Source organism: Treponema putidum (assembly GCF_024401155.1).
Classification (GTDB): Bacteria; Spirochaetota; Spirochaetia; order Treponematales; family Treponemataceae; genus Treponema_B; species Treponema_B putidum.
Window position 1 is genome coordinate 2,540,997 of sequence record NZ_CP038804.1, and the last position, 24,337, is coordinate 2,565,333.

Here is a 24,337-nt window from a genome sequence, read left to right on the forward strand (position 1 = left end):
TTAGATAACAAGATAGGGGGAACGTATGAGCTTAAAATTACATAATACCTTGGGTAATAAAAAAGAAGAATTTATTCCCATTCATGAAGGTAAGGCCGGAGTTTACGGCTGCGGGCCTACAGTATATGACTATGCACACATAGGAAACTTACGCACCTACGTTTTTCAAGATATCCTTGTTAAGACGCTAAGATTTTTAGGTTATGATGTTACCCATGTTATGAATATAACCGATGTCGGCCATCTGACCGATGATGAAGACTCGGGTGAAGATAAGATGGTAAAGTCTGCGGAAGAACGCGGAAAATCGGTGCTTGAAATTGCAGAATTTTATACGAAGGCTTTTTTTAAGGATACGGAAAGGCTGAATATCGAAAGGCCGGGTATTGTCTGCAAGGCTACCGAGCATATAAACGAAATGATAGAACTTATAAAAAGAATAGAAGCAAACGGACATACCTACATGGCCGGAGGAAATCTATACTATGATATTTCTACCTTTCCCAAATACGGAGAATTGGCAAATATAAAACTTGAAGACCTTAAAGCCGGTGCACGTATTGAAGTAGATAAAAACAAGCGCAATCCTCATGACTTTGTTCTTTGGTTTACAAAGAGCAAGTTTGAAAATCAAGCCCTTGTCTGGGATTCGCCTTGGGGCAGAGGCTATCCCGGCTGGCATATTGAATGTTCGGCTATGAGCATGAAGTATCTGGGTGAACAAATCGATATCCACAAGGGAGGGATAGACCATATAAGGGTGCATCATACCAACGAAATTGCCCAATCCGAAGGGGCGACGGGTAAAAAATGGGTAAACTATTGGCTTCATAACGAATTCCTTGTTATGAATAAGGGCAAAATGTCTAAGTCTGCCGGTTCTTTTATCATTTTAGAAGATGTTATCAATAAGGGTTTTTCGCCCCTTGACTACCGTTTTTTGCTTTTAGGCGGACATTACCGAAGTCAGCTTACCTTTTCATGGGAAGCTATGGAAACGGCAAAAAACGGCCGAAAAAACTTAAATATGAGAGTTTCAAAGCTGATGGAAGACCTATCCGAAGCGAAAATTAAAGAATACGTGTCCTTGACAGGAACCCTTAACCTAAAAACTGCAAAAAGCATGATAGAAAATGAAAAAGCCCGCAGCTACTTTGATGATTTTGTTGCTGCAATGGAAGATGACTTTTCTACTCCAAAAGCTCTATCGGAACTGCAACTTTTGATAAAGGAAAAGGATATTCCTAAAAAAGATGTGTTAACGGTTCTCGCAGCTATGGATTCTATCTTGGGTATCAAGCTGATAGAAGAATCTTTTAATATGCTAATGGATAAAGATTCTATTCAAATCGATGAATCCGAAATTCTAAAATTGATAGAGGAGAGAGCTTCGGCAAAACTTGACAAAAACTATAAACTTGCTGATGAAATTCGGGATAAGCTAAAAGGCATGGGTATTATACTTGAAGATCAGGGCAATAAAACGATATGGAAAAAATTATAAATTGATATGTTTTTTATAAAACTGTAACATTTTGGAGTTAAGGATGTTTAAAGAGAAAGGCGCTTTGAGGGCTTTATCGGATGATGATTTCAGATCGATATATGAGGCTCTAATGCCTGTTATTTATAAAGTAGCCTACAATATAGTCAGAGAAGGAGATATAGCCGAAGATATCTGCCATGATTCTTTGATAAAAATGACCGAAAAAAAGATGGAATTCCCGTCTATGGATGATGCTAAATACTGGCTTATTAGGGTTACGCGGAATGCATCGCTTAATTATGTAAAAAGGTGCGGTCGAGAACGAAAAGCTTATGCTAAAGCTCTAAAGGAAGATACCCGTAAGGTCGATACCGGAGAGGAGATAGTACTAAAGCAAGAGTCTATAAATTCGGTTCAAGCCGCTCTTGAAAAATTGCCGAAAAATTTGAGAGCTGTTTTACAGCTTAAAGAATACGGCAGTTTGAATTATAAGGAGATAGGCAGCATTCTTGGAATAAGCGAAGGTAACGTAAAGGTCCGAGTTTTTAGAGCTCGAGAACAATTAGCAAAATATATAGGAGAAAGCGATGTCTACATGCCCTGATAAAGATTTGTATTCAGTCTATGTTGATGGAGAATTAGAGTCCTCATGGAAAGAAAAAATAGAAGAACACTTGGCTTCTTGTGAAAAATGTAAGAGAGTGGTTGACTCATACAGAACAATAAGTTTAAAACTATCGGAAAACTCGTCTCCGGATTTGGATATTCAAGGCTCCTTTCTCAAACTTTATGCGAAAAGACAGGATTGCTTAAAAAGGATGGAGATTAATAGAAATAAACCTACAAGTTGGATGTATAAATCAAATAAGATTCCTATTCCGGCATTAGCAGCGGCAGCTTTGTTTCTTTTTGTACTAACTCCTATTGTTGTGCTTAGTACACAAAAAAGTTTGACTCCGTCAGAGTCCGTTGCTGTTAGTGAATTTAAATCCGCAGCCCCTACAACAGAAAATTTAAAATCGGTAAATAAATTTAAATTAAATGTTTCAAATATTTTCGGTTCAAATGAAAATGCTATTATTTTTGAAGGTAAGCCTCAAGAAATAAATCTAAGTAAATATGCAAATTTATATTTACCGCCATCAAATGAAACAAACTCTGATATATTAAATAAGAATATAAAAAACGAAACTTTATTTTTTGACTATACACATGGGATAACCGTAACTTCTTTTAAAAATGGGAAATAGATTTACTTATTCATTCAGAAAATTCTTTATTGTTAGATTTTTTGTATTTTTTATATTGTTAGGCGGACTTGTTGCTCTTACCTTATATTTAACTTCTTTAACTGTAAAACACCCTGTTATAGCTGAGATTGCTCCCCCGATAGCTAAAGCCGGTGATCAAATTGTAATTTATGGGGAAAATTTCGGTTCAGAGATAGATTCTTCTTGGATTGAGATAGGGGATGCAATCATTCAGGCGGAAAACTGTGATTCTTGGACAGATAAAAAGATTGTTTTTAAGTATCCGGAATATCAAAATGGCGGTATTGTATATGTGGCCGTTCAAAATAAAAAATCTCCCCCGTCATTTATGGCTTCCGCTTCTTCAATTCCATCTATCAAAGATAAAACTTATGCGGGCGGTATGCCTGAGATTATCTCGTTGGATAAAGACTTTGCCGAAGTCGGCAGCATTATAAAAATTTCAGGTGAAAATTTTGGGGAGACAAGAGGTAATTCTCAAGTTTTGTTTGTATCCGACTTTAATTCTTCAATGATTCAGCAAGTTGAAAAAAAAGAAGAGATCGAGGCAGCCCGCTGTTCGGACTATGATTTTGATTTTGTGCTTTGGTCAAATGAAGAACTGCATGTTAGAGTGCCTGACGGTGCAGATTCAGGTATGCTTATGATTATAACTTCTTCAGGAGCGAGCAATGCTGTTCCTTTTAGGGTAAGAAATAAAATAGGAACAAAGACTTATTCCAACAAAAAGAATTTTGTAATTGCAGCTGAGGTTGATATTTCGAATATGGCGGCTGCGGAAAAAAATTCTATGTTTATAAAAGTGCCCATTCCTATTGTTTTTTCGTCCCAACGAGATGTTAAGATTTTGTCTATTAATCCTTCTCCGTTTGTAGCCGATTATCAAGGGGCATCCATTCATCAATATGAGAATATAAACCCTTCCACAAAGATTCATATAAGACAAGAGTATAGTGTAAATACCTACGAGGTAAACACGAGGATAAATCCCGTAAATGTAAGAATTAACTCACGCCAAAATAAAGAGATATATGATAACTATGCAATTGCTACCGAATTGATTCCTTCTAATGATCCTATAATCCAAAAGACGGCGGCAGAAATTGTTCAAAATGAAAGGAACCCTTATAATAAGGCAAGACGTATATATAATTATTTATTGAAAAATGTTGAAATAATTCCTTCTTCAATATTGAATTCCGGTGCTTCGCCGGTAAATGCCTTAACTGAAAAAAAAGCCGACACATACGACACTGCAATTTTGTTTGCTGCTCTTGCAAGGGCTGTAGGTATACCGGCTCAACCGATTGCCGGTATTACGGCAGATGTTTCTCAAACGGTTTACCTTCACTGGTGGGCAGAATTTTATCTGGAAGGTTTCGGCTGGGTGCCTGTAGACCCCGGTATGGCTAAGGGCGTTCCTTTCGATATGGGAGTATCTCAGATGGAAAATTGGTACTTCGGCAATCTGGATGCTTTTAGAATTGCTTTTTCACGAGGTGAAAATATTCAGCCTCCTATGGCATCTAACAGCACAATGGTTTCAAAAGAAAGAAGCTATGCTTTTTATAATGGTTGGGAAGAATATTCCGGTATAACAAAGTATAATTCCGTTTGGCGGACTCCGGTTATAATAGCAATTTACTAAGGCAGACAGGTATAAAGGCTAAAGACCTATCTTTTCCAAAATGCCGGCATAAAGTAAACTATCATTGTGTATAATTCCAATCTCCCTGCAAGCATTACAAAGGAAAAGAAAATTTTTACGTGGGATGAAAAAAATGCAAAGTTTCCGGCAGGTCCTACTCTTCCAAATCCGGGTCCTATGTTTCCTATAAGTGCCAGTGAAGCCGTAAAGCCGCTCAATAGGTCAGCTCCGTCGGCGGCTGCAACCAAGGCTGTAATAAGGGTTAAAAAAAAGTAGCAAAATATAAAACCTGCAACGCTGTAGACTATGTCCTTTCTTCCAGGGCGGTTATTAAGCTGAATACCGAAAACCCCGTGAGGGCTTAAAAGCCTTTTTGCCTCCATTCCTGCTTGCTTTTTTAGGATAAGCCAGCGTATTACCTTGATGCTTCCTGCCGTTGAGCCTGAACAGCCTCCGACAAACATCAAGAAAAACAACACCATTTTTGCGAACTCCGGCCATGCATTGTAATCGGCTGTTGAAAAACCTGTAGTAGTGATTACCGAGGCAACTTGAAAAAGACTTTGCCGTAAGCCTCCTCCAAGTCCGTAAATGGGATAGATGGAAATAGCAATTAGGGCGGTTGATACAAATACTATTTTAAGATAGGCTTTAAGTTCCGAATTATGAAAAAATTCTTCAGGGTGGCCTGTGAACAAGTGAAAATACAGGCTGAAGTTTACACCGGCTAAGAGCATAAAGACTGCACAAATAATTTCAACCGCAGGAGAATTAAAGGCTCCAACGCTTGCATTTCTTGTTGAAAAACCTCCGGTTCCTAGTGAAGCAAATGTGTGGCAAAGGGCTTCTAAAAACGGAAGCCCTGCAAACATTAAAAGGATAGTTTGTACTACAGTCATTCCAAGATAGATAAACCAAAGAGCTTTTGCCGTATGGGTTATCTTTGCCGTTACCTTTCCCTTGTCGGGGCCTGTTGTTTCACTTTTGATTAGATGAAACCCTCCTACTCCTAAAAGAGGAAATAGAGCAACGGTTAAGGCTACTATACCCATTCCTCCCAGCCAGTGCATTTCGGTTCTCCAGACATGCATTGTCATTGGGCAGGCTTCGACATTAGTAAGAATTGTGGCACCTGTTGTGGTAAAGCCCGATACGGATTCAAAGAGGGCATCTGCAAAATTAGGTATTACGCCTGAAATAAACAAAGGTACTGCTCCCAAAATACCTGCAGAAACCCATGCAGCTGCAACTAAAATTATTCCGCCTGAAATTGAAAGTTTAATTTTTTTATTTTTTTGAAAAAAGAAAAAGCCGGCTGTGATTGCAAATATAAATGCTGACGGTATTAAAAAAGACGGTATTAGATAGGCTTCATTTTTATAAACTGCCGTTCCAATCGGGAGTATGAAGCTTATGGAAATAATCGCTAAAATCATAAAAATAATTCGGACATATTGGAATACTTTCATTTTAAATTCAGTTTCCTCCGAACATTTTTATAATTTCATCACTTCGAGATGATTTTACTATAAATACTATTTTATTTCCCGCTTCCAATTCAGTATCTCCGTTGGGGATTTGTTCTCCGACTTTATCCGTAATAAGAAGAACTAAATATATTCCGTGTTGTGAAATATCTTTTAGTTTTTTACCTAGAATCGGACTTTTTTCCGATACTTGAAGTTCTATGATTTCAAGTTTTCCGTCACCCATTGTATGAACACCTGTTACATTTTCGCTTACAAGATGACTCATTATAGAATCAACAACAACATCCTTAAAAGAGACTGCAACGTCGACTCCGATTTTATATGCAACATTTTCAAGGACTGAACTTTGAACAAGCGAGATTGTTTTATAAACGCCTAAAGTTTTTAAGTAGGCACAGGCTATCATATTAAATTCATAATTAGGCGTTGTGCATATTACCAAGTCGAAAGAGTCAAGGCCTATTTCGTCTACAAAGGCTTCGTCCATAACATCCGCTTTGTATATATAGGCTTCGGGAAATTCGGCAGCAACTTCCTTTGCTTTTTTATCGTTTATTTCTATAATGGAAATTTTCCATTTTTGGTTTAAGTTTACCGGTAAGAATTTTGAAAGAAAGGACTTGCTCTTTGAATTTTTAAGAAGGTATTCTGCAATGCTTTTTCCTATACGTCCCATTCCTACTAAGGCAATTTTTTTAAATTCTTGTGTTTTAAATCCCGACAGTTCATAAAATTTTTTTATGTGTTCTGGTTTTGTTAAAATTGAAACCCGTGTTCCTGCCGTCAAAATAGTGTCGCCTGAAGGAATTTTATTTTTTCCGTTTTGTTCTACACTTACGACAATGAAGGGAATATCTACATATTTTCTGATATCAAAAACAGCAAGGCCGTCCAGAGTACTTTTTTCACAAACATTAAAACGGGTAAGCTCGTAGCTTGAATTTTCAAAAGACAAAACATCGCTTACCGCTCCGTGTTCGATTGCTTGAATAACGGCAAGGGCTGCTTCTTCATCAGGATAAACCAGAGCGTTTATGCCCAGAGTTCTTTCTTCCGAAAAATTTAGGGCCTTTACATAGTCTTCATTCCGCACTCTGGCTATTTTTATAACTTTAGGAGCCAGACTTTCGGCAATGCCGCATATTATCATATTGAGTTCATCCGAGTCGGTTACAGCTATCGCAGCGTCGGCTTTTTTTATTCCGGCATCCAGTAAAATTTGGGTATCGTTTCCTGCTGCTTGTACTACCATACAGTCCAGTCTATTTGCTGCATGGCGGGCTGTGTCTTCATCTCTTTCTATTAAAACAACATCATGTTTTTTTCTTATAAGCCTGCGGGCTAATTCCGTTCCGGTAACACCGCCGCCCACTATAATTACTTTCATATTTTTATAGTACAATAAATTTTGATTTTTGAAAAGAGAGTAAATATTTAGTTTAGTATGCCCTTAATAATTTTTATATTTTATGATACAATATTACCCTGTATGAATTTAATAGAACAAACAATAAAAACTTATGGAAGAGATTTAAAAAACGTTTTTGTATTTCCTTCAAGGATTGCTTCAAGGTTGTGGTTTCAAAAATCGCTTAGTATTACCGGATTGGGTACCGTTCCTTCTGAAAATTATATGTCATGGGACGGCTTTAAGGAGACTTGTCTTGTTTCTAAGGCATCTTCTTTAAGTCCTGTGTCAAATACGGTGCGCAGAATTTTTGCTCAATATATAAGCCGCCTTAATTCGGAAAAAGCAAAAGACGGAGAGCCTATGTTTAAATTTCTTATTCCGTCAGGGTATGCCGAATCGGGAGAGGTTTTTTCCGAATGGATTGCAGGTATTTTGCCGCAGCTTGATCATTTTGAAAAACGGTATGCAGGCAGAAGTTCGGAGTTTTTAGACGATGATGAAATGAAGGATTATCTTCTTTTGAAAAAAGAATACGCCGATTTTTTAAAAAAGAATTCTTTGTTTGAACCGTCTTGGGTTTCTTCGGAATTTTATTCTAACCGGAAAAAATATATTATTATTTATCCCGAATTGATGGAAGACTTTAGTGAACATGCGGAACTTTTAAGGCAGCAGAAAGAAATAAGTTATGTTCACTGTCCTAAATTCAATAGAAAAGAAAACTTAATTGATGTTTATAAAAATTCCAGAAGCGAATTAAAAAATACGGTTTTACAAATTGAAAAACTTCTCAGTGAAGGAGTCAGAGCGGATGAGATTGCCGTAAGTGTTCCCGATATTGAAAACTATGCATCTTATATAAAAAGAGAATTTTATCTTAGAGGGATCCCTGCAGAATTCCGGTCGGGTTTTAAGTTGGGACTTGAACAAGCCGGTAAACTTTTTTCTCTTATTTATGATTGTGTGCAAAATAATTTTGCTTTTGAATTTATGAAACCGATTGTTTTAAATAAGCATATTCCTTGGAAGGATAGGGAAGGAGCTGAAGCCTTAATAGATTACGGCGTAAAAAATAATTGTGCAGTATCGTGGAAAGAAAATAAAGAAGATACTGTTTATAAAAATATTTGGATTGAATCTTTTAAAATAAATTATGAAAAAGATGAAATTGAAGTTGAACAAAAGAAAAAAGCGAGGGATTGGTTTTACAGTTTCTATTATGCCGTAAATAGAATCTGCGAATCTAAAACTTTTTCGGAGTTGCAAAAAAATTATTTTTTATTTAGAAAAGATTTAATAGATGAAAATCTTTTTTCCGAAAAAGATAATGCAATCTTGGGACGTTGTATTTCTTGTCTTCAAGAACTTTTATATTTAGAGGATAAGTTTGAAGAATATATGCCTTACGATAAATTTAAGTTTTTTATTTCTGAATTGGATAAGGCTATATATGTTCCTCAAAACACAGGGCTTGCGGTAAGTATCTTTCCTTACAGAGTTGCGGCTGCTACTCCTTTTACTCATCATTTTGTTTTAAATTGCAGCCAAGAGAATACAAATATTATTTATAATAAACTTTCTTTTTTGCGTAAGGATAAAAGAGATGCCTTAGGTGTTTTTGAAACCGATGCATCCGCTTATTTTTTTGAGGCCTATACGGAATCTCCGAATACGGTTTTTAGTTTTAGTCCTCACAATTTTAATTCATATTTGATTATAAATAATCTTTTTGAAATTTCTGAAGATGAAGAAATTAAAAATGCCGAACGAATGAATAAAAAAATAGAAGAATTAAAATCCTATGATTCTTTTTTACTGGATTATTTCGGAGAGAAAAAAAATAACTTAAAGGAAATTCCTACAATATATAAAATTCAAAAAAAAGGATTCTCAACTTTTTTTACATTCAAACAAAAAAAAGATTTTTCTTATTTACAAAATTCATATGATAGAATTAGCGAAGAATTAAATTCGTATATGGAGGAAAATTTATTTAAGGACGGAGCTTTTAAATTAAGTCAAACCGATTTAAAAATATTTACCGAGTGTCCTTCCTCTTGGTTTTTAGAAAAAGTTCTTTCCGTCTTTTCAGAAAACTATGACGCTAAAATTTTTGATGCTAGAAATATCGGCAACCTTTCGCACAATGTATTGGAGGTTCTATATAAAGAGATTGGTGTAACGGATAAGTATTTTAATTCTAAAAACTTAGATAAGTATATTGAAAGAGCTTCTTTAATATTTGATCTTCTTGCAGAAAAATCCATAGATTTTAGGGGTGGTTTGGCAAAACCTTTTATTCAATCCTTAAAAAGAAGGGTGATGGAAGCCGTCAACTTTGTTTTAGAAAGCGATGCTTCACTTTTGGACGGATATGCTCCTAAATGGGTAGAAGAATGGATCGAAATAGAAAATGACGGTATTTTGTATCAAGGGAAAATAGACAGGGCATCTTTTCCGCAAGATGAGAAGGGCGGAGTAATTATCGATTATAAAACAAATAATATGCCGGCCTATTCTTCATATGGTAAAAAAAATTTAAGTGCTGAAGAGATAGAGTTGACCGATTTTCAAATACCCATGTATATCTTTTTGGCGGAATCCAAATTAAAAAAGGATTTAAAAAACGGAAATAAAAATTTTGAAACTATAGAACATGCGTGGTTCTTAAGTTTTGTGCAGCAAAAAATAAATAAGGTTGTAAATGACAATGAAGTTATTCCCGTTACACGCAGCGGCTCTGAAAGAACTCGTGAAGATTTTCAATCTTCAATCGATGCATTTATTAGAGACGCGGAAAGATTTGCAGAGTCGGTTAATGCTCAAGATTTTACAAAACCTTCTTCCGTTTCATTTGAAACATGCATTAGCTGCGGGTTTAAGCATATTTGCAGAACAGTTTATTCGGTTAAGTAAAAATTTTATTGGAGAAAGATTAAAATGAATGATTATATAAAAAATATAATGGATAGCTTAAATGAAAATCAAAAAACTGCGGTAAGCATTGAAAAAAATTCCGTAATTGCAGCGGGAGCCGGTTCAGGAAAAACGAAAGTCTTGGCCGCACGTTATGTTTATTTTGTTGTTGAAAAGGCTGTCAGTGTAGAAAAAATAATAGCTCTAACCTTTACCGAAAAAGCCGCTGCCGAAATGCACAAAAGAATTTATAATGAATTAAAAAAAATAGATCATCCTAATGCAAAAACTGCTATCGAAAAATTTCATCTTGCTAAAATTTCGACAATAGACTCTTTTTGCAATCGAATTGCAAGGGAATCATGTAGAAGTTTCGGTATTTCTCCCGATTTTAACATTGATAATTCCGAGTCTGAAAAGTTGGCCTACCGCATAGGCTTGGATTTCTTTTTAAAAATGCGCTCCGATAAAACTATGCAGTTTTTTTTGGGAGATAACGGCATAGATGATTTTGTTTCGGGGCTTTTTGTAAAATTATTAAATAACTATGTTTTGATTTCAAAATCCATTGACTTTAAAAAAAGTTTAGAAGCTCAAATAAAATATCATGATGATGAAGAAAGAAAAACTCTAGCGGAATGTTTTGACGTTTTTGAATTTATAAAAGAAAACGATTCTTTGAAGAATTTTAAGGAAGAAGCTGTGAGTGCGTATTCTACTCTGACCCATTTTCCTGAATCGGTAAAAGATGAAGCCTTTATTAAACTACTTCTTATTGTCGATAAAATTTCTAAAACAGCAAAAGGGCGAGGAAATGATACCGTAAAAGAAGTAAAAGAAAAATTAAAAAACATATATAAAAAACTTTCATCCATTTATAATTTTGAATACTCGCGTGAGTACTTGGCACCTTTTTTTGATATGCTTGAAGGGCTTCAAAAAGAATATGTATATCAAAAAAAACAAAGGGGCATTTTAACTTTTTCGGATGTGTCACAGCTTGCTGTGGATGTTTTAATAAATGACATAGATTTACGAAACTTTTATAAAAAGAATGCAGATATTATTATGATAGATGAGTTTCAAGATAATAACAGCTTGCAAAGAGATCTACTTTTTTTAATTGCTGAAAAACTTGAACGCTCCAAAAAATCCGTTCCCGGTCCTCAGGAGCTTTGTCCCAATAAACTTTTTTTTGTCGGAGATGAGAAGCAATCGATTTATGCTTTTAGAGGAGCTGATGTTTCGGTGTTTCGAAAACTTGCTGACGATATTTCGGATAAAGAAAGACTTGCCGCTACAAGACTCTTGATAAATTACCGAACGGAGCCTGTTCTTATAAATTTATTTAATGCAATATTCTCCAAAGTTTTTTATTCCGAAATAAATAAGCCCTTAGAAAAAAACGGATTTGTTCCTCCCTATGAGGCGGAATATGTGCCGACTGAAACTAGAGCCCCTGTAAAAGGAGTTGAACCTAAAATTGAAATAATGTTTTTTGATGAAAAAAGATTTAATGCATTGGAAGATTCAAACAGCTTTCTTGATCCTGTAGAAACTGAAGCTTTTTATCTTGCAAAACGAATTTTAGAATTGCATAATCAAGGTTTTAAAATTAGGGACGGTAAATCTGCAAGAGCTTGTTCATGGAGCGACTTTGCCGTCTTGCTTAGGGCTTCGACAAAACAGAGTGTTTATGAAAGAGTTTTCCGCAATTTTGGTATTCCCTATAGGAGTGTGCAGCAAAAGGGTTTATTTAATGATGCGCCTATAAACGATATCTATGCTATGCTTAAAATTATAGCCTATCCTTCAGATAAAAAAACTTATGCACAAGTTTTACATTCGCCTTTTGTAAATATGGATGATGATGCCTTTGCAGTTTTGCTTTTAAATTTTACAAGAGCCTTTGACATTTCTTTAGCGGAAAAATTAAGCGGAAAAAATAAAGACGCCTATTTGCGGGCTTGCGATTTATTTGCTCGCTTAAATACAAATATTTTAACCATGAGCTGTGCCGAGTCGGTTACATATCTTTGGTATGAAGAAGCCTATAGATATTTTTTATTGAGTGATGAAGAAAATCATCGCTATATGGATTTGTATGATTATCTTTTTGAGCTTGCCTGTCAAGCTGATATAGACGGATTAAGTTTTTCTCAATTTGTGGATTTACTTTCATCTCATATTGAGAAGAAGGAAATGCTTGATGATATGGAGCTTCCCTTAGATGATGAAAAAGACTCTGTTCAATTTTTAACTGTGCATAAGAGCAAGGGTTTGGAATTCCCTATTGTTATAGTTCCCGACTGCGGAAACAGTGGTATCTCTGAAAGAAAAGATGGACTTGTTTTTTATAAGGAAGATATGGGACCTGTTTTGCACACTCCTAAGGCTTTGGTCTTGCCTGAGAACTCTGGCAATCTTATTTTTGAATCATTACGTGATGAGGCTAATGCAAAACTTATTGCCGAAACGAAACGGCTTCTTTATGTTGCCGCTACAAGGGCAGAATCTTATTTAATTATAAGCGGTGTATATGATTGCTTACGAAAGAAAAAGTCTAAAGATTCGAAAAAGAATGAACCCAAAGAGAATGATTGTTCGTCTTCAGACTCAAGAAGTCTTAAAGAAATAAAAAACTTGCTTAAATTTTCGGATAAGACTATAAGCTTTTTTGAATTACTTTTGCCTGCTCTTCCAGATGAACATGAAGATATTATTTTTAATGAAATCTTACCTCTTAAAAGAGAGGTTTTATTTAACAAGTTAAAAACACAAAAACATGAAAAAATAAATTTTGAAAAACTTTTTGCTTCTTCTAAGGTAAAAGAATTTAATCTTGCAGAAAAAAGAATACACACCGCTACGGGAATTGCTCATGAGGTAAATAAAAAGAGGGGCGAAGATTTCGTTTATTCTTTTACTTCCGAAAAAGATAAGCTGCCTATTTCTTCTAAAGATAAAGATGAACAAAAAGAATTTACGGCTGCCGAGCTTGGAACTCTTACCCATGCCATAATAGAAGCCCGTCTTTTAAATAAAGAATTTATTTATCCTAAAGGTCATTCCGAAGTTGAAAGAAAAAAGATTTATGCTTGGGCCGATAATTTTTTTAATTCGTATATGTATGTGCTTGCAAAAGAAGCAGAAAAATTAAAAAGCGAATACGGCTTTTTAACGGATTATGAAGGACAAATTGTAAGCGGACAGATAGACTTACTTTTTAAAAAAGACGGAATAGTCTATGTTGTAGATTATAAAACCGATGAGATAGAAAACCCCGATGCACACTTAACCCAGCTGAAGATTTATAAAAAAGCTGCCTCCGATCTTGCAAAAACCGAATCGGAAAATCTTAAAGAAAATCCGGATAAGCCCATCGAGGTTAAAACGTTTATCTTCTACCTGAAAACGGGACATTGTGTTGAGCTTGATACATAGGTAATGTAGTATTTTAGACAAACAGGAGAAGATTATCTAAGGTAAGAGCCAAAATCTGAGACTGAGGAATTCCCTTGTCGAGCATGTGTGCAATTCTAAAAGAGATAACGCGTGTTTTCCCCGAACCGGCTCCCGCTATTATAAGCACGGTCCCGTTAATTGTCCTAACGGCTTTAAACTGTTCGGGATTAAGACCTTCAGTAAATTCATTCATAGGAAGGGTGAGTATACCAAAAACGGGAAATTTGGCAAGAAGCGGTAGAGTTTTAACACGGAAATCAAATTTGTAGAGTACTCATTTTATTTACTCATTATCCCAGTCAACTTCTGGTAAATTATTAACAATGTCGACCGTCTGTATGCTTACATTGATTACCGAAAGCAGCAAGTCAAAAATATAGCGAGGCCTTTTATGTTCACGAGACCAGTCATTCGGGTTGTTTGTGATTCCTGATTTTTTATCTGTCGTTACAGCATAGCGCTCCATAATCCACTCGATTGCAGACTTTCCGTTTACAACATATTCATACGCTTTTTCTGGTATATTCTTTATAGTATGCCAGTGATTGTATACAATCGTATCTTTCTCACCTTTCTTCGGGAACTTCATTTGTTCCACTGCGTAATACTTGTAGTCGGTTTCACTATGCGGTGTAATCTTTCGGTTTGGCTCTGCTTCTATAAACCCATCCTTACAAGCATTCTTCGTTTCGGTATCGTACTGAATATATTTAAGCGAGCTTACTTTTATGCCTGGATAGTGTTCAATCTCTTCATAATTCAAATGCAAGTCAGCAAGCATACGGCCCGCCTTACTAAACTCCCAGAACTTTTGCCAGTCGCTTACAAGCGGAATACGCGGAAGCATTTTTTTGAGGTCGGCGCTGAATGTTTCTCGGTAGGATTTTGAATGCAGGATACCGTAGACATAATAGAAAATATCTTCTTTCTGAACTGTGTCTCCATACTTTTGCTGTGCACGGTCTAATATAAAGTCGCTGATTGCTTCATGTCTCATGATTTTTTCTCCGTCAGTAAAAAGTGAATGCTGCTTTGGCTCGATGGTCTCGTACCAATAAAGCGGGAAGCATTGAGATTTTTCTACATAATCAAGACTTGGAACCATATCTGTTATTAAGGCAGTTGGGCCTTTTGTTGAACTAATGCCTGTTACGCAAATCACAAGGTTTTTATGCTTTGGTGTAGGAAAGAGATTTTTGCTTAGACCGGGGCGTTCAATAAGACCTTCTGATAAATACAGATACTGTTTTTGAAATGGTCGATACATTCCTGAAACAGTGTCAATTTCATCAAACTCATGAATTTTATTTCGTTTTACATCAGATTTAAGATTTACTGTCCAACTGATTTTACTTGTATTATTTGAAACAACATCATCAACTTTTAAGTCTTTATTCAATTTTGCTTTTTCTGTAAAGATTTCTCGTTGCCCGTTATAAAAGTCAATCATTTGCTGCATGTTTTCTTTTAAAGCAGCTCTTGAATAATTGTATACCCAACTATCACGATTTGTCGCAACACCTATGGCATAAGTCGTAAAGAATGACTGTGCTTTAGAGTCAAATTTTTCATCTGCTTCTATCGGAATCCATGCAGAGAACTTATCGTTTCTCTGACTTATCCAGTCGCCGTACGCATTGGGCGTAATCAGACCTAATGGAAGTCTGCTCATGTCGTGGAAATCTGAAATTATTGTAAGCTTCTTTTCACGGCTGAGGTAGTTGCCAATATCATGATACATAATCTTTGCTTTTTCAGAATGACCGGATTTCTTAACAAGAAGAGTTATGGCAATAGGAGTACGGCTTCCTGAGCCGAAAATCTTACCGCCTTCTTTTTTGGAAAGCTCTCCACTGGTACGCTGGTTTCCCCGCAAATTGAAAACATAAATTGCACTGAATTCTTTTTCTATTGTTTTTCTGAATCCATCAAGACCATTTCCATCAAGCCAAGCACCATTTGAAACAAAAGCAATTACTCCACCGTCTGTCTTATCAAGTCTGTCACTTGCCCAGCGGAAGGCTTTAATGTATGAATCATAAGCGGACTTTTTTAATCCTGCTTCAGATTCCTTTGCATACGTGGTTGCAATACGTTCTTCAAGTTTTGGGTATCTTTGATTTTGTGCATTGTCGTTAGCCGACTTCTGCCCGATTGAATACGGAGGATTTCCCATGACGACGGTAATCGACTGTTTTTTCTGTTCGTTTACACGCTCGCTGTTTTCACTGAATATCCTGTCATCTAAAGTTTGCTCTCCGGTTTCGTAAAGCTGGAATGTGTCAGTCAAACAGATACCGCTGAACGGCTCGTAGGTATCCTTGCCGCTTAAATCGTGGTAGGCATTTTCTATGTTTACGCTTGCGATGTAGTAGGCTAGAAGGACTATTTCGTTCGCAAAGATCTCACGCTTGTATTTCCGCTTCAAGCTTTCGTTTTTGATAATTCCAGACTGTAAAAGACGAGTGATGAATGTTCCTGTCCCCGTAAATGGGTCAATCACGTTTACCCTTTCGTCGCTGATTGAACGACCAAATTCCTTATTCAAGACCCATTCAACGCTATGGATAATAAAGTCTACGACTGGAACTGGAGTATAAACAATACCCAGCTTCTCAACAGTCAGCGGAAAGGCGTTCCTAAAGAAAGAGTCGTAGAGCTCCACGACGACTTTCTGTTTTCCTTCTGCGTTGTCTATACCTTCGGCTCTTTGTTGAACTGATTTGTAGAATCGTTCGAGCTTTTCCAAATCTTCCGGATCTGATTGTTCATCGAGCAAGGCAACAATTTCTTCAAGTGATTTTGACACCGGATTTTCTTTAGTAAAGTGATCGTTCCCGAACAGAACCTCAAATACTGGTTTTGTAATCATGTGCTGGGCAAGCATCTCCACGGCTTCAGATATACTTACGCTCGGATTCAAGTTCTTTTTTATACTTTCCCAGTAAGCATTGAACTTGTCTTTGTGGTCACCATCCGCTGCAATCAGCCTGTTGATACGATCGATGTTTCTCTTTGCGATTTCACCTACATCCTTTCCCCAGTCTGCCCAGTAGCGTCTGCTTCCGCACTTGCTTACCATCTTTGCGAAAACCTGCCCGGTGAGTTTTTGGAACTTGTCATAAAGCTCCTGCTGAAGTTCGTCAAAATCGAGGTAGCCTTGTGTCGGCTCGGCTACTACATTATCGTCATCATCACCACCGACTACCGATTTTCCGCCAAAGTTACCTCCACCGGTAACGTTAATGATTTTAGGCTTCTTTTTATTCAGTTCTATTTTATTGATTGTCGCATTGAAGCGGTCGTCGTGTGCTCGGAGGGCGTTCAACACGCTCCATACAATCTTGAAGTCGTCACTTGTGTCCAGAACTTCATCAGCGTTTTTATCCGCAGGAACAAGAACCGGGATGATGATGTAGCCGAACTTTTTACCTTCGGCTCTTCTCATTACACGGCCAACCGACTGAACTACATCGACCTGACTGTTTCTGGAAGACAAAAACATAATAGCGTCGAGGCTAGGAACATCAACCCCCTCAGAAAGACAACGAACATTATTCAGAACACGGCACTCTTTTTTATTTTGGTCGGCTTTCTTGAGCCAGTCGAGTTTTTCTTCACGGACTGTACTCCCCATGCCACCGTCAACGTGGTCTGCCTGAACTACGACGAGCTGGGCTCTTTCTTCCTCAGACATTTTTTCATAATAGGCTTGCTGACATACATTAAATGAGTCTTTCAGGTAAAGTGAGTTTTTGATGTTAGAGCAGAATGCAACTGCCGACTTCATCGGCTCAGGGTCATCGTTTCTGAACAGTTCCTTATCGGTAAGATAGTTCGCTCGTTTTGAAAGGACGTTGATACAACCGATGAGTTTTATAGCGTCGCTTTCCTTCAAGCTAGCGTTTCCGTCCAGAAGTTTTTTGAGAAGCTGAGGCTCTACCGAGTTTTCGTCGAGAGTAAGAACGATTACCTTGTAATCAGAAAGCAGTTGCTTTTCTACTGCTGTACCGAATCCGATACGGTAGATTTCTTTACCGAACATTTCAGGGTCGTCCATAGACCAGACTTCAACTTCCTTTTCCCTTGCTTTTACCTGAGCATCGGAAGAGTAGAGTCTCGGTGTGGCGGTCATGTAAAGACGTTTCTTGCTCTTTATATTGCCGTTTGAATGTACCTTTGTGAATGAAGACTGGAGCTTATCCTTTTGCTTTACGCCGGTTGTACGGTGAGCCTCATCGCAGACAATCAAATCAAAAATGAACGAGTCCTTTTCCAGACTGTTTATTTGTTTCTGAACGTCGCTAATTACATCGATTGACTGGTATGTAGAGAACACAACAATCATTCCACCTTCGGAAGATTGCCTTGTTCTGAAATCCACGAACTGTTTGTAAACTTTGTTAGGGTCAGTTGTTGCAGGAAGCACGAGGTCTGAAATTGAGTCTTCAGCTTTATCGCTTGCGTGGGAATCCGAACAAATACAGATAGGATAAATGTTGTCCTTACATTGAGCCGACCACTCTTTGAGAGTCTGGCTTAAAAGTGCGATTGATGGAACTAAGAACAATACCAAGTGACTGTCTGTTGCCAGAGCTTCTGAAATTCGAAGCGAGGTGAAGGTCTTACCGGTTCCACAAGCCATGATTAGCTTTCCACGTTCGTAGTCTACAAAATACTTGGTCGTGGCGTCGAACGCTTCTTTCTGGTGCGGACGGAGCCCGTATTTCGCAACGGTTGCTTCAGAACCTTTCTTTCCATAATCCAGAGCTTCCCAGTCTACATCGTCATTTTTTAAGTCAATTAAACCGATACGATGAATTCCAAGACGCTCAACTACATTGCTTGCTTCGGCATTGAAGCCGTCATATGTTGTATCAATCCAAATTCTGAAAGAGAATGTTTTTTTACCGTCTTTGGTTTCAAATTCAAAAGAAGAAGTGGAAACAAAGGAGTCCACCATTGCCTTGTCTACTTTCTTGTCGGCTTGGTAGCATTTGCACTGGACTGCCCAGTATTCTCCATCGTGTGTACGGCAAACAAGGTCAATACCCGTGTCCTTACCGCCAGTTCCGAACTGAGCTTTATAAGGAAAGTCTGACCAGAGCCAAACATTGGTCAATAAAGACTTGTAGATCGGTTTCGTTAAAAGGTAGGCTTGCATAAGCCGTTCAAACTTGTCTCCTTTGTCTCGTTCAGAAGTCGAGTTCTCACGGTACTTATCAATAATCTGGTCAAATGTCAAAGTCATACTTCCCCCAAGGTACGATTGATAAATTCATTTATACTGTATCATAAAATCTGGTATTTGACAACTGAGTTTAATGCAAGCACTTTAGAAAAGTATGGAAGATGATTGTAAAGTCTTATATAAAAATCTACAACGAGCATTGAATATAGGACGAAAAGTAGCGTTAAATTTGGTCTCGCGATACAAACAAAAAAATTTAAACTTTTTGTAGACTTTCTAAAATTTTATGTGATATATTATTAGAGGGTATAATTTATGGAATTAAAACTACAAAGAGCAAATCATAATCTTAAAGAAATTTTAAAAGACGGCCTTATTTATAATATCATTTTGTTTTCTCCCAATAAACCTAAAACAACTCCCGGAGTAACCTATATTCCTTCCAATGAAGTTGTCAGACAAAATATTGAAAACTCTTTAAAGTGGCAAGGCTGCTGGTATAGTAAGGTAATAGAGAATGGTGAAGAAACTTATCTTTTGTATAACTATACGCTGCCTCATCTAAGCTTTTATCGATTTGTACAAGATTATAAAAAAGAATACTTTATTGTAGCTCAAAATGAATCTTCAGAATTAATTTATTATCTTTACAAGGTTGAACCTAAATATCCTCCATTTAAGCTTACAAAGGAAGAAGCTGCAAAATTAAAAGAACGCCGTTCCTTTGAGCTCATATATCGGGGAAAGTCTCTTAAGGAGCTGCACTCTCATCATAATGACGCGGCTCTAAAACTTATAGAAGAAAAAGATGCAGCAGAAGGTGCTTTTGTCTATACGCAAAAAATAATGGAGCTGTATTCGGAATGTCCGGGTATTTCTCTTGAACAAAGAATCAAAAAATATCTAAATAAGTTGATTTTTTTATATTTTGGAGTATAATAAGTATTATGAGAGTGGAATATTATCTAGGCTTACAATTTAATTTTTCTCAAAGCTTAAATTTGCTGCTGAAAGATACGGAGAAAAATGTTAGCCTAAGTTTACCCCCCCCCCCCATTTTCTCTATTAGCTCTAATATCTCTAACCGATAGGTTTTTATTTTATTTTTATTCTCATATAAAAAATTCTCTTGACAAAATTAAACTTCAAAACAAATTAAAGATTTATACTGCCTGCATATTTTTTACCAACTTTTTTAATTACAAAATTTTTTCTTACTTAATAAATATCTATAATTTTTATAAGACAATTTACTATCTACATCCTTTTTGTAAACACAAAAATGCTATTTTAAGACTCATCGAAAACGATATTCCCTTACAGATAAGCTGCCCCACAATGAAGCAAAATAAAGACGACTATGGTGAAGTTATGCGTTGGGCTCATGAACACAAGGTTCGTGCAGTTACCGATTATATTATGATGGCTCGGTATGACCATACTACAGGCAACCTTGATAACCGTTTAAATTTATGTGAGGTCGAAAAAATTATCCGCGATATTTTGGCTGATGACATCGACTATCAGGCTGAATTATTAAAGCCCGATTTTGACCAAAGGATAAAGGAACTTACAAACGATCCTGACGGAATTGTCTGCGGCGTAGGTATTTCCTCCGCCTGTATGATAGCAAACGGAAATGTCTATCCTTGTGCAGGCTGGCAGGATTATATTTGCGGTAACCTTTATGAAAAAACCTTAAAAGATATTTGGTACAATTCCGAAAAAATGAATTTTCTGCGTAATATCCGAAACAAGGATTTTCCCGAATGCGGCTCTTGTGAGGATAAACCTTTTTGCGGTATGTGCATGGTACGCAATGCAAACGAAAACCCTGAAGGAGATCCTTTTAAAATAAACAAGCACTTTTGTAAGGTTGCAGCCTTAAATAAACGAATTGTTTACGATTGGAGAAAAGAACACGGTGCTTTGCAAGAGGCAAAAAACATATGAAAAAAGAAATATTTGATAATCACATTCATATAGGACGCTTTTATGATATTTATTACGATGCTCAAACGGTTTTTAAAATCTTAAAAGATGCAGGCGTGATAGGCTTTATGTATTCTTCCACTACTTCAGGTGAAACGGTGGACTCAAAAGACGCAGCCTTACAGCTCTATCAAAAAATCAAAGAAGAAATCATAGATGCACAAAAAACAGCGGCTTCTCTTAATCTTAACTCTTTTCCTTTATATTGGATTATTCCTTTGGTACACCGCTTTTTACCTGAGCTTACACTTGAAAAAGTGATGAGTGAAGCTCCATATAAAGGGTTTAAACTTCATCCGCGTGCAAATATTTGGGATATTTCGGAGCCCTTTACAAGAGCTCTTGCAGAATCGGCATTTATCTATGCCGATAAAAAAAAGCTGCCGATTTTAATTCATACAGGTTATGACCACGACCGAGCAGATCTCTTTGAGCCTTTTTTCCGGCTTTGTACAAACGGAAAAATTATCCTTGCTCATTGCCGCCCATTGGATACTACACTGAGGTTATTAGCTGAGTATGATAATGTTTTTTGCGACACCGCATTTGTTCCGCCGGAAATAATTAAACAAATTAATGAAGCGGGATTTAAGAGTAAAGTTTTATTCGGTTCGGATTTTCCGATTACCGATTACTTTAATAATAATCGACATTATAAACTATTAAGGAGTTAAAAATGGGAAAGAGATTTACCGAAAAAGGTTTCTACTTTGAGGATGCCGAAAAAACAATTCTTGTCGGCTGCAGCAATGAGATAGCGGGAATATTAAAAATTCCTGCAACGACAGTAACAATAGGAGAAGAGGCCTTTACTGAAAACAGAGCTATAACGGATATTGATTTTTCTGCCTGCACAAATTTAAAAACAATTGAAATGGGAGCATTTTCTTATTGTCAAGAATTAATAAAACTGGACTTTTCAAACTGTACAAGTCTTGTATCTCTCAACGAAGCAGCTTTTTTTGAATGTCCAAGTTTGACGGAAATAATTTTTCCTTCAAGTCTTACCGAAATAGGTGAAAAGACATTTTATGCTTGCAATAATTTGACTAAGTTAAAATTCCCTCCTAACCTTAGAACAATCGGACAACATGCCTTTGCCGACTGTAAAAATATTACATATCTGGACCTCTCCGCATGTATCAGTCTTGATAAAATAAGCACGGCGGCTTTTCGAGGATGTACACAGGCAGAAGTAAAAATGCCTGCATCTATAGGAACAATAGAAAAATATGCATTAGGAGAAATATCTGATAATGACGATAACTTTCTGTGCTACTCGGTAACCGTTCCGGATTATAAAGTATGCAAAAAAGTTATGATATCATCTTATCCTTTATACAGGATTACTGTTGAAAACAGAGTTATCGAAAATGGTCTATGCTTTGCAGATGCAGAAAAAACAATTCTTATAGGCGAAGAGGATATTCAAAATGGAATAGTAAAAATTCCTGAAACGGTGGTAAACATAGGCGCTCAAGCTTTTGCATGGAACGAAGATATAACCGGTGTAGATTTTTCAGGCTGCAGAAAATTAGATAATATTGAATCCAGCGCTTTTGTTTGTTGCACGGGCTTAGTTCATCTGGATTTTTCTGGTTGCGTAAATCTGGGGCATATCTATTATTCAGCCTTTTACGGATGCACAGGATTAAAAAGTTTGAACCTTTCAGACACCAAATATTTTGCAGCGATAAAAGGCAATGCTTTTGAAGGTTGTACGGCTTTGGAGGAGATTGATCTTCCTTCTTCAATTATCGAAATCGATGAAGAAGCTTTTAAGGGCTGCACGAGTTTGAAAAAGTTTGACCTTTCAAAGTATACGCACCTTGAAATTATAGGAGCCGGTGCTTTTGAAGGCTGCACGAGTTTGACGGAAATCATTTTTCCTACGACTTCGACTTTTGCACTTGCCAAAATAGGAAAAGGAGCTTTTAAAGACTGTACAAGCTTAACAAGGCTGGACCTTTCGGAATATATTAACTTTCCTACTATCGAGGACAGTACTTTTCAAGGCTGCATTGGCTTGACGGAAGCACTTCTTCCACCCAATCTTATTTCGATCGGTGACAATGCTTTTAGAGGCTGCAGCGGTTTAAGAAAAATGGACCTTTCAGCTTATCCTAGACTTACCGGCATCGGTTCTGGCGCATTTTACGAGTGTAGAGGCCTGACGGAAATTTCCTTACCTTCAGATATAACTTTCATAGATAGCCACACTTTTTCAAATTGTTCCGATTTGACAAGTCTGGACCTTTCAAATTATACGAAGCTTAAATCCATCGAAATGGGTGCGTTTAGCAGCTGTAAAGGCTTAACGGAACTGATATTTCCTCCGAATCTAAATCATATAGATAAGTGGGCATTCTCCATGTGCGAAAATATCACCGAGCTTGTATTCCCTGAAACTCTTTTGAAAATCCGCTGGGATGCTTTTAGGGGTTGCAGTAATTTACTTAGTGCTGACCTTTCCGCATGCGACATGCTTGAAGAAATACGCGAAGGTGCTTTCGGCTATTGTGAAAATGCCAATATAAAACTGCCTGCAAAGATAGGAAAGATAGAAGAGAACGCATTCAGCTATCCAAATGGAGCGTGCTGCAAAAATGTAACCGTACCCAATTTTGAAGTGTATAGAAAAGTTGTTGCGTCTAATTATCACAAAGATAAAATTATCGGTGAAGGCGGGCTTGCTGTAGAAAACGGTTTTCTTTTTTTGGATGCCGAAAAAACTACTCTTATCGGCAGCGATGGTACTCAATCCGGTACATTAAGAATTCCCGCAACAGTAACAACCATTGAAGAGGCAGCCTTCAAAGGAATGGAAAATATATCTAAAATAGACTTTTTTGCTTGTAAAGGGCTAAAAAGCATAAAGAAAGGAGCCTTTCAAGACTGCGAAAATATAAGCGGTACGCTTATGTTTCCTGCCGGTCTGGAAGAATTGGGAGAAGACGCTTTCCGTAACTGTCAGAGAATAGATGCTTTGGATTTTTCTTCATGTACAAACCTTAAATGCATAGGAGGACAGGCTTTTTTGAATTGTAGATTTCTAACAAAAGTAAACTTTTCGGGTTGTGCAAAACTGGAGACTATCGGATGGTCAAGTTTTTTTCACTGTCATGGTCTTAAAGAAACGGATTTTTCAGGCTGCACAAGTCTTATAGACATAAAAAGCAATACTTTTGAAGAGTGTTACAATCTACCGTCTGTTGATCTTTCAGAATGTACAAACCTTACAGATATAAGTTTTAAGGCTTTTTTTGGATGTACAAAGGCAAAGATAAAGTTGCCTACTTCGATAGAAAAAATAGCCTATGATGCTTTTAACTGTAAAAGGTCGTGGTGTAAAAAGATAATAGTTCCTACCAAAGATGTATATGAAAAGGTTGCAGCATTAAAGTATCCTTTGGACAGGATTGTCTGTGAGGGCTTCGTTATAGAAGAAGAATAACAAATTGTATTTT

General features: G+C 36.9%; 13 protein-coding genes and 1 pseudogene. 10 read left to right on the forward strand and 4 right to left on the reverse strand.

Annotated features, from left to right (window positions below):
* Nucleotides 1–25: 25 nt before the first annotated feature.
* The 4 genes from E4N74_RS11765 to E4N74_RS11780 are packed head-to-tail and all read left to right on the forward strand — an operon-like array spanning nt 26 to nt 4,405.
* Entirely contained in the window at nt 26–1,504 is a 1,479-nt protein-coding gene (locus E4N74_RS11765; RefSeq protein WP_044978339.1) for a cysteine--tRNA ligase, read from the forward strand.
* A 43-nt stretch (nt 1,505–1,547) separates the two neighbouring features.
* Nucleotides 1,548–2,090, forward strand: a complete 543-nt coding sequence (locus tag E4N74_RS11770; protein WP_044978340.1) for an RNA polymerase sigma factor — start codon at nt 1,548–1,550, stop codon at nt 2,088–2,090.
* Nucleotides 2,074–2,736, forward strand: coding sequence for an anti-sigma factor family protein (locus E4N74_RS11775; protein ID WP_044978341.1), 663 nt, complete (start codon nt 2,074–2,076; stop codon nt 2,734–2,736). Before E4N74_RS11770 ends, E4N74_RS11775 begins: the two co-directional genes overlap by 17 nt.
* On the forward strand, nt 2,726–4,405 hold the full coding sequence (locus E4N74_RS11780; protein ID WP_255817882.1) for a transglutaminase domain-containing protein: 1,680 nt from the start codon (nt 2,726–2,728) through the stop codon (nt 4,403–4,405). The genes E4N74_RS11775 and E4N74_RS11780 overlap by 11 nt, the downstream gene beginning before the upstream one ends.
* A gap of 26 nt (nt 4,406–4,431) precedes the next feature.
* On the opposite strand, the gene E4N74_RS11785 is transcribed toward E4N74_RS11780, so the two are convergent.
* Both E4N74_RS11785 and trkA read right to left on the reverse strand, forming a co-directional pair.
* A complete protein-coding gene (locus E4N74_RS11785; protein ID WP_255817884.1) occupies nt 4,432–5,874 on the reverse strand; it encodes a TrkH family potassium uptake protein in 1,443 nt (480 codons plus the stop codon).
* A gap of 7 nt (nt 5,875–5,881) precedes the next feature.
* Nucleotides 5,882–7,282: a Trk system potassium transporter TrkA gene (gene trkA / locus E4N74_RS11790; RefSeq protein WP_044978344.1), complete on the reverse strand. Its 1,401-nt coding sequence runs from the start codon at nt 7,280–7,282 to the stop codon at nt 5,882–5,884.
* 102 nt (nt 7,283–7,384) lie between these two features.
* Here trkA and E4N74_RS11795 point away from each other — a divergent pair, with 102 nt between their 5' ends.
* Both E4N74_RS11795 and E4N74_RS11800 read left to right on the forward strand, forming a co-directional pair.
* Nucleotides 7,385–10,222 carry a PD-(D/E)XK nuclease family protein gene (locus E4N74_RS11795; protein WP_255817885.1) on the forward strand — a complete coding sequence of 946 codons (2,838 nt, stop codon included), beginning with the start codon at nt 7,385–7,387 and terminating at the stop codon, nt 10,220–10,222.
* 24 nt (nt 10,223–10,246) lie between these two features.
* On the forward strand, nt 10,247–13,666 hold the full coding sequence (locus E4N74_RS11800) for a UvrD-helicase domain-containing protein (protein WP_255817886.1): 3,420 nt from the start codon (nt 10,247–10,249) through the stop codon (nt 13,664–13,666).
* Nucleotides 13,667–13,697: 31 nt separating this feature from the next.
* Here the strand turns inward: E4N74_RS11800 and E4N74_RS11805 are convergent.
* Together E4N74_RS11805 and E4N74_RS11810 are read right to left on the reverse strand one after the other, a co-directional pair.
* Nucleotides 13,698–13,880, reverse strand: a pseudogene (locus E4N74_RS11805) (UvrD-helicase domain-containing protein); the annotation flags it as partial.
* Nucleotides 13,881–13,970: 90 nt separating this feature from the next.
* Nucleotides 13,971–18,938, reverse strand: a complete 4,968-nt coding sequence (locus E4N74_RS11810) for a DEAD/DEAH box helicase (protein ID WP_255817888.1) — start codon at nt 18,936–18,938, stop codon at nt 13,971–13,973.
* Between the two features lie 255 nt (nt 18,939–19,193).
* On the opposite strand from E4N74_RS11810, the gene E4N74_RS11815 reads away from it, so the two are divergent.
* The 4 genes from E4N74_RS11815 to E4N74_RS11830 all read left to right on the forward strand — a co-directional run bounded on the left by E4N74_RS11815 (nt 19,194) and on the right by E4N74_RS11830 (nt 24,324).
* On the forward strand, nt 19,194–19,817 hold the full coding sequence (locus tag E4N74_RS11815) for a hypothetical protein (RefSeq protein ID WP_255817899.1): 624 nt from the start codon (nt 19,194–19,196) through the stop codon (nt 19,815–19,817).
* A 399-nt stretch (nt 19,818–20,216) separates the two neighbouring features.
* On the forward strand, nt 20,217–20,831 hold the full coding sequence (locus E4N74_RS11820) for an SPASM domain-containing protein (RefSeq protein WP_255817901.1): 615 nt from the start codon (nt 20,217–20,219) through the stop codon (nt 20,829–20,831).
* Nucleotides 20,828–21,544: an amidohydrolase family protein gene (locus E4N74_RS11825; protein ID WP_255817903.1), complete on the forward strand. Its 717-nt coding sequence runs from the start codon at nt 20,828–20,830 to the stop codon at nt 21,542–21,544. The genes E4N74_RS11820 and E4N74_RS11825 overlap by 4 nt, the downstream gene beginning before the upstream one ends.
* A gap of 2 nt (nt 21,545–21,546) precedes the next feature.
* A complete protein-coding gene (locus tag E4N74_RS11830; RefSeq protein WP_255817905.1) occupies nt 21,547–24,324 on the forward strand; it encodes a leucine-rich repeat domain-containing protein in 2,778 nt (925 codons plus the stop codon).
* The last annotated feature ends 13 nt before the right edge of the window (nt 24,325–24,337 follow it).

What these genes read in the sequence shown, in the direction of transcription:
- E4N74_RS11785 (WP_255817884.1), bottom strand. Translation starts at nt 5,874, where the DNA reads ATGAAAGTATTCCAATATGTCCGAATTATTTTTATGATTTTAGCGATT.
- E4N74_RS11795 (WP_255817885.1), top strand. Translation starts at nt 7,385, where the DNA reads ATGAATTTAATAGAACAAACAATAAAAACTTATGGAAGAGATTTAAAA.
- E4N74_RS11815 (WP_255817899.1), top strand. Translation starts at nt 19,194, where the DNA reads ATGGAATTAAAACTACAAAGAGCAAATCATAATCTTAAAGAAATTTTA.
- E4N74_RS11825 (WP_255817903.1), top strand. Translation starts at nt 20,828, where the DNA reads ATGAAAAAAGAAATATTTGATAATCACATTCATATAGGACGCTTTTAT.
- E4N74_RS11770 (WP_044978340.1), top strand. Translation starts at nt 1,548, where the DNA reads ATGTTTAAAGAGAAAGGCGCTTTGAGGGCTTTATCGGATGATGATTTC.
- E4N74_RS11820 (WP_255817901.1), top strand. Translation starts at nt 20,217, where the DNA reads ATGAAGCAAAATAAAGACGACTATGGTGAAGTTATGCGTTGGGCTCAT.
- E4N74_RS11810 (WP_255817888.1), bottom strand. Translation starts at nt 18,938, where the DNA reads ATGACTTTGACATTTGACCAGATTATTGATAAGTACCGTGAGAACTCG.
- E4N74_RS11800 (WP_255817886.1), top strand. Translation starts at nt 10,247, where the DNA reads ATGAATGATTATATAAAAAATATAATGGATAGCTTAAATGAAAATCAA.
- trkA (WP_044978344.1), bottom strand. Translation starts at nt 7,282, where the DNA reads ATGAAAGTAATTATAGTGGGCGGCGGTGTTACCGGAACGGAATTAGCC.
- E4N74_RS11775 (WP_044978341.1), top strand. Translation starts at nt 2,074, where the DNA reads ATGTCTACATGCCCTGATAAAGATTTGTATTCAGTCTATGTTGATGGA.
- E4N74_RS11780 (WP_255817882.1), top strand. Translation starts at nt 2,726, where the DNA reads ATGGGAAATAGATTTACTTATTCATTCAGAAAATTCTTTATTGTTAGA.
- E4N74_RS11765 (WP_044978339.1), top strand. Translation starts at nt 26, where the DNA reads ATGAGCTTAAAATTACATAATACCTTGGGTAATAAAAAAGAAGAATTT.
- E4N74_RS11830 (WP_255817905.1), top strand. Translation starts at nt 21,547, where the DNA reads ATGGGAAAGAGATTTACCGAAAAAGGTTTCTACTTTGAGGATGCCGAA.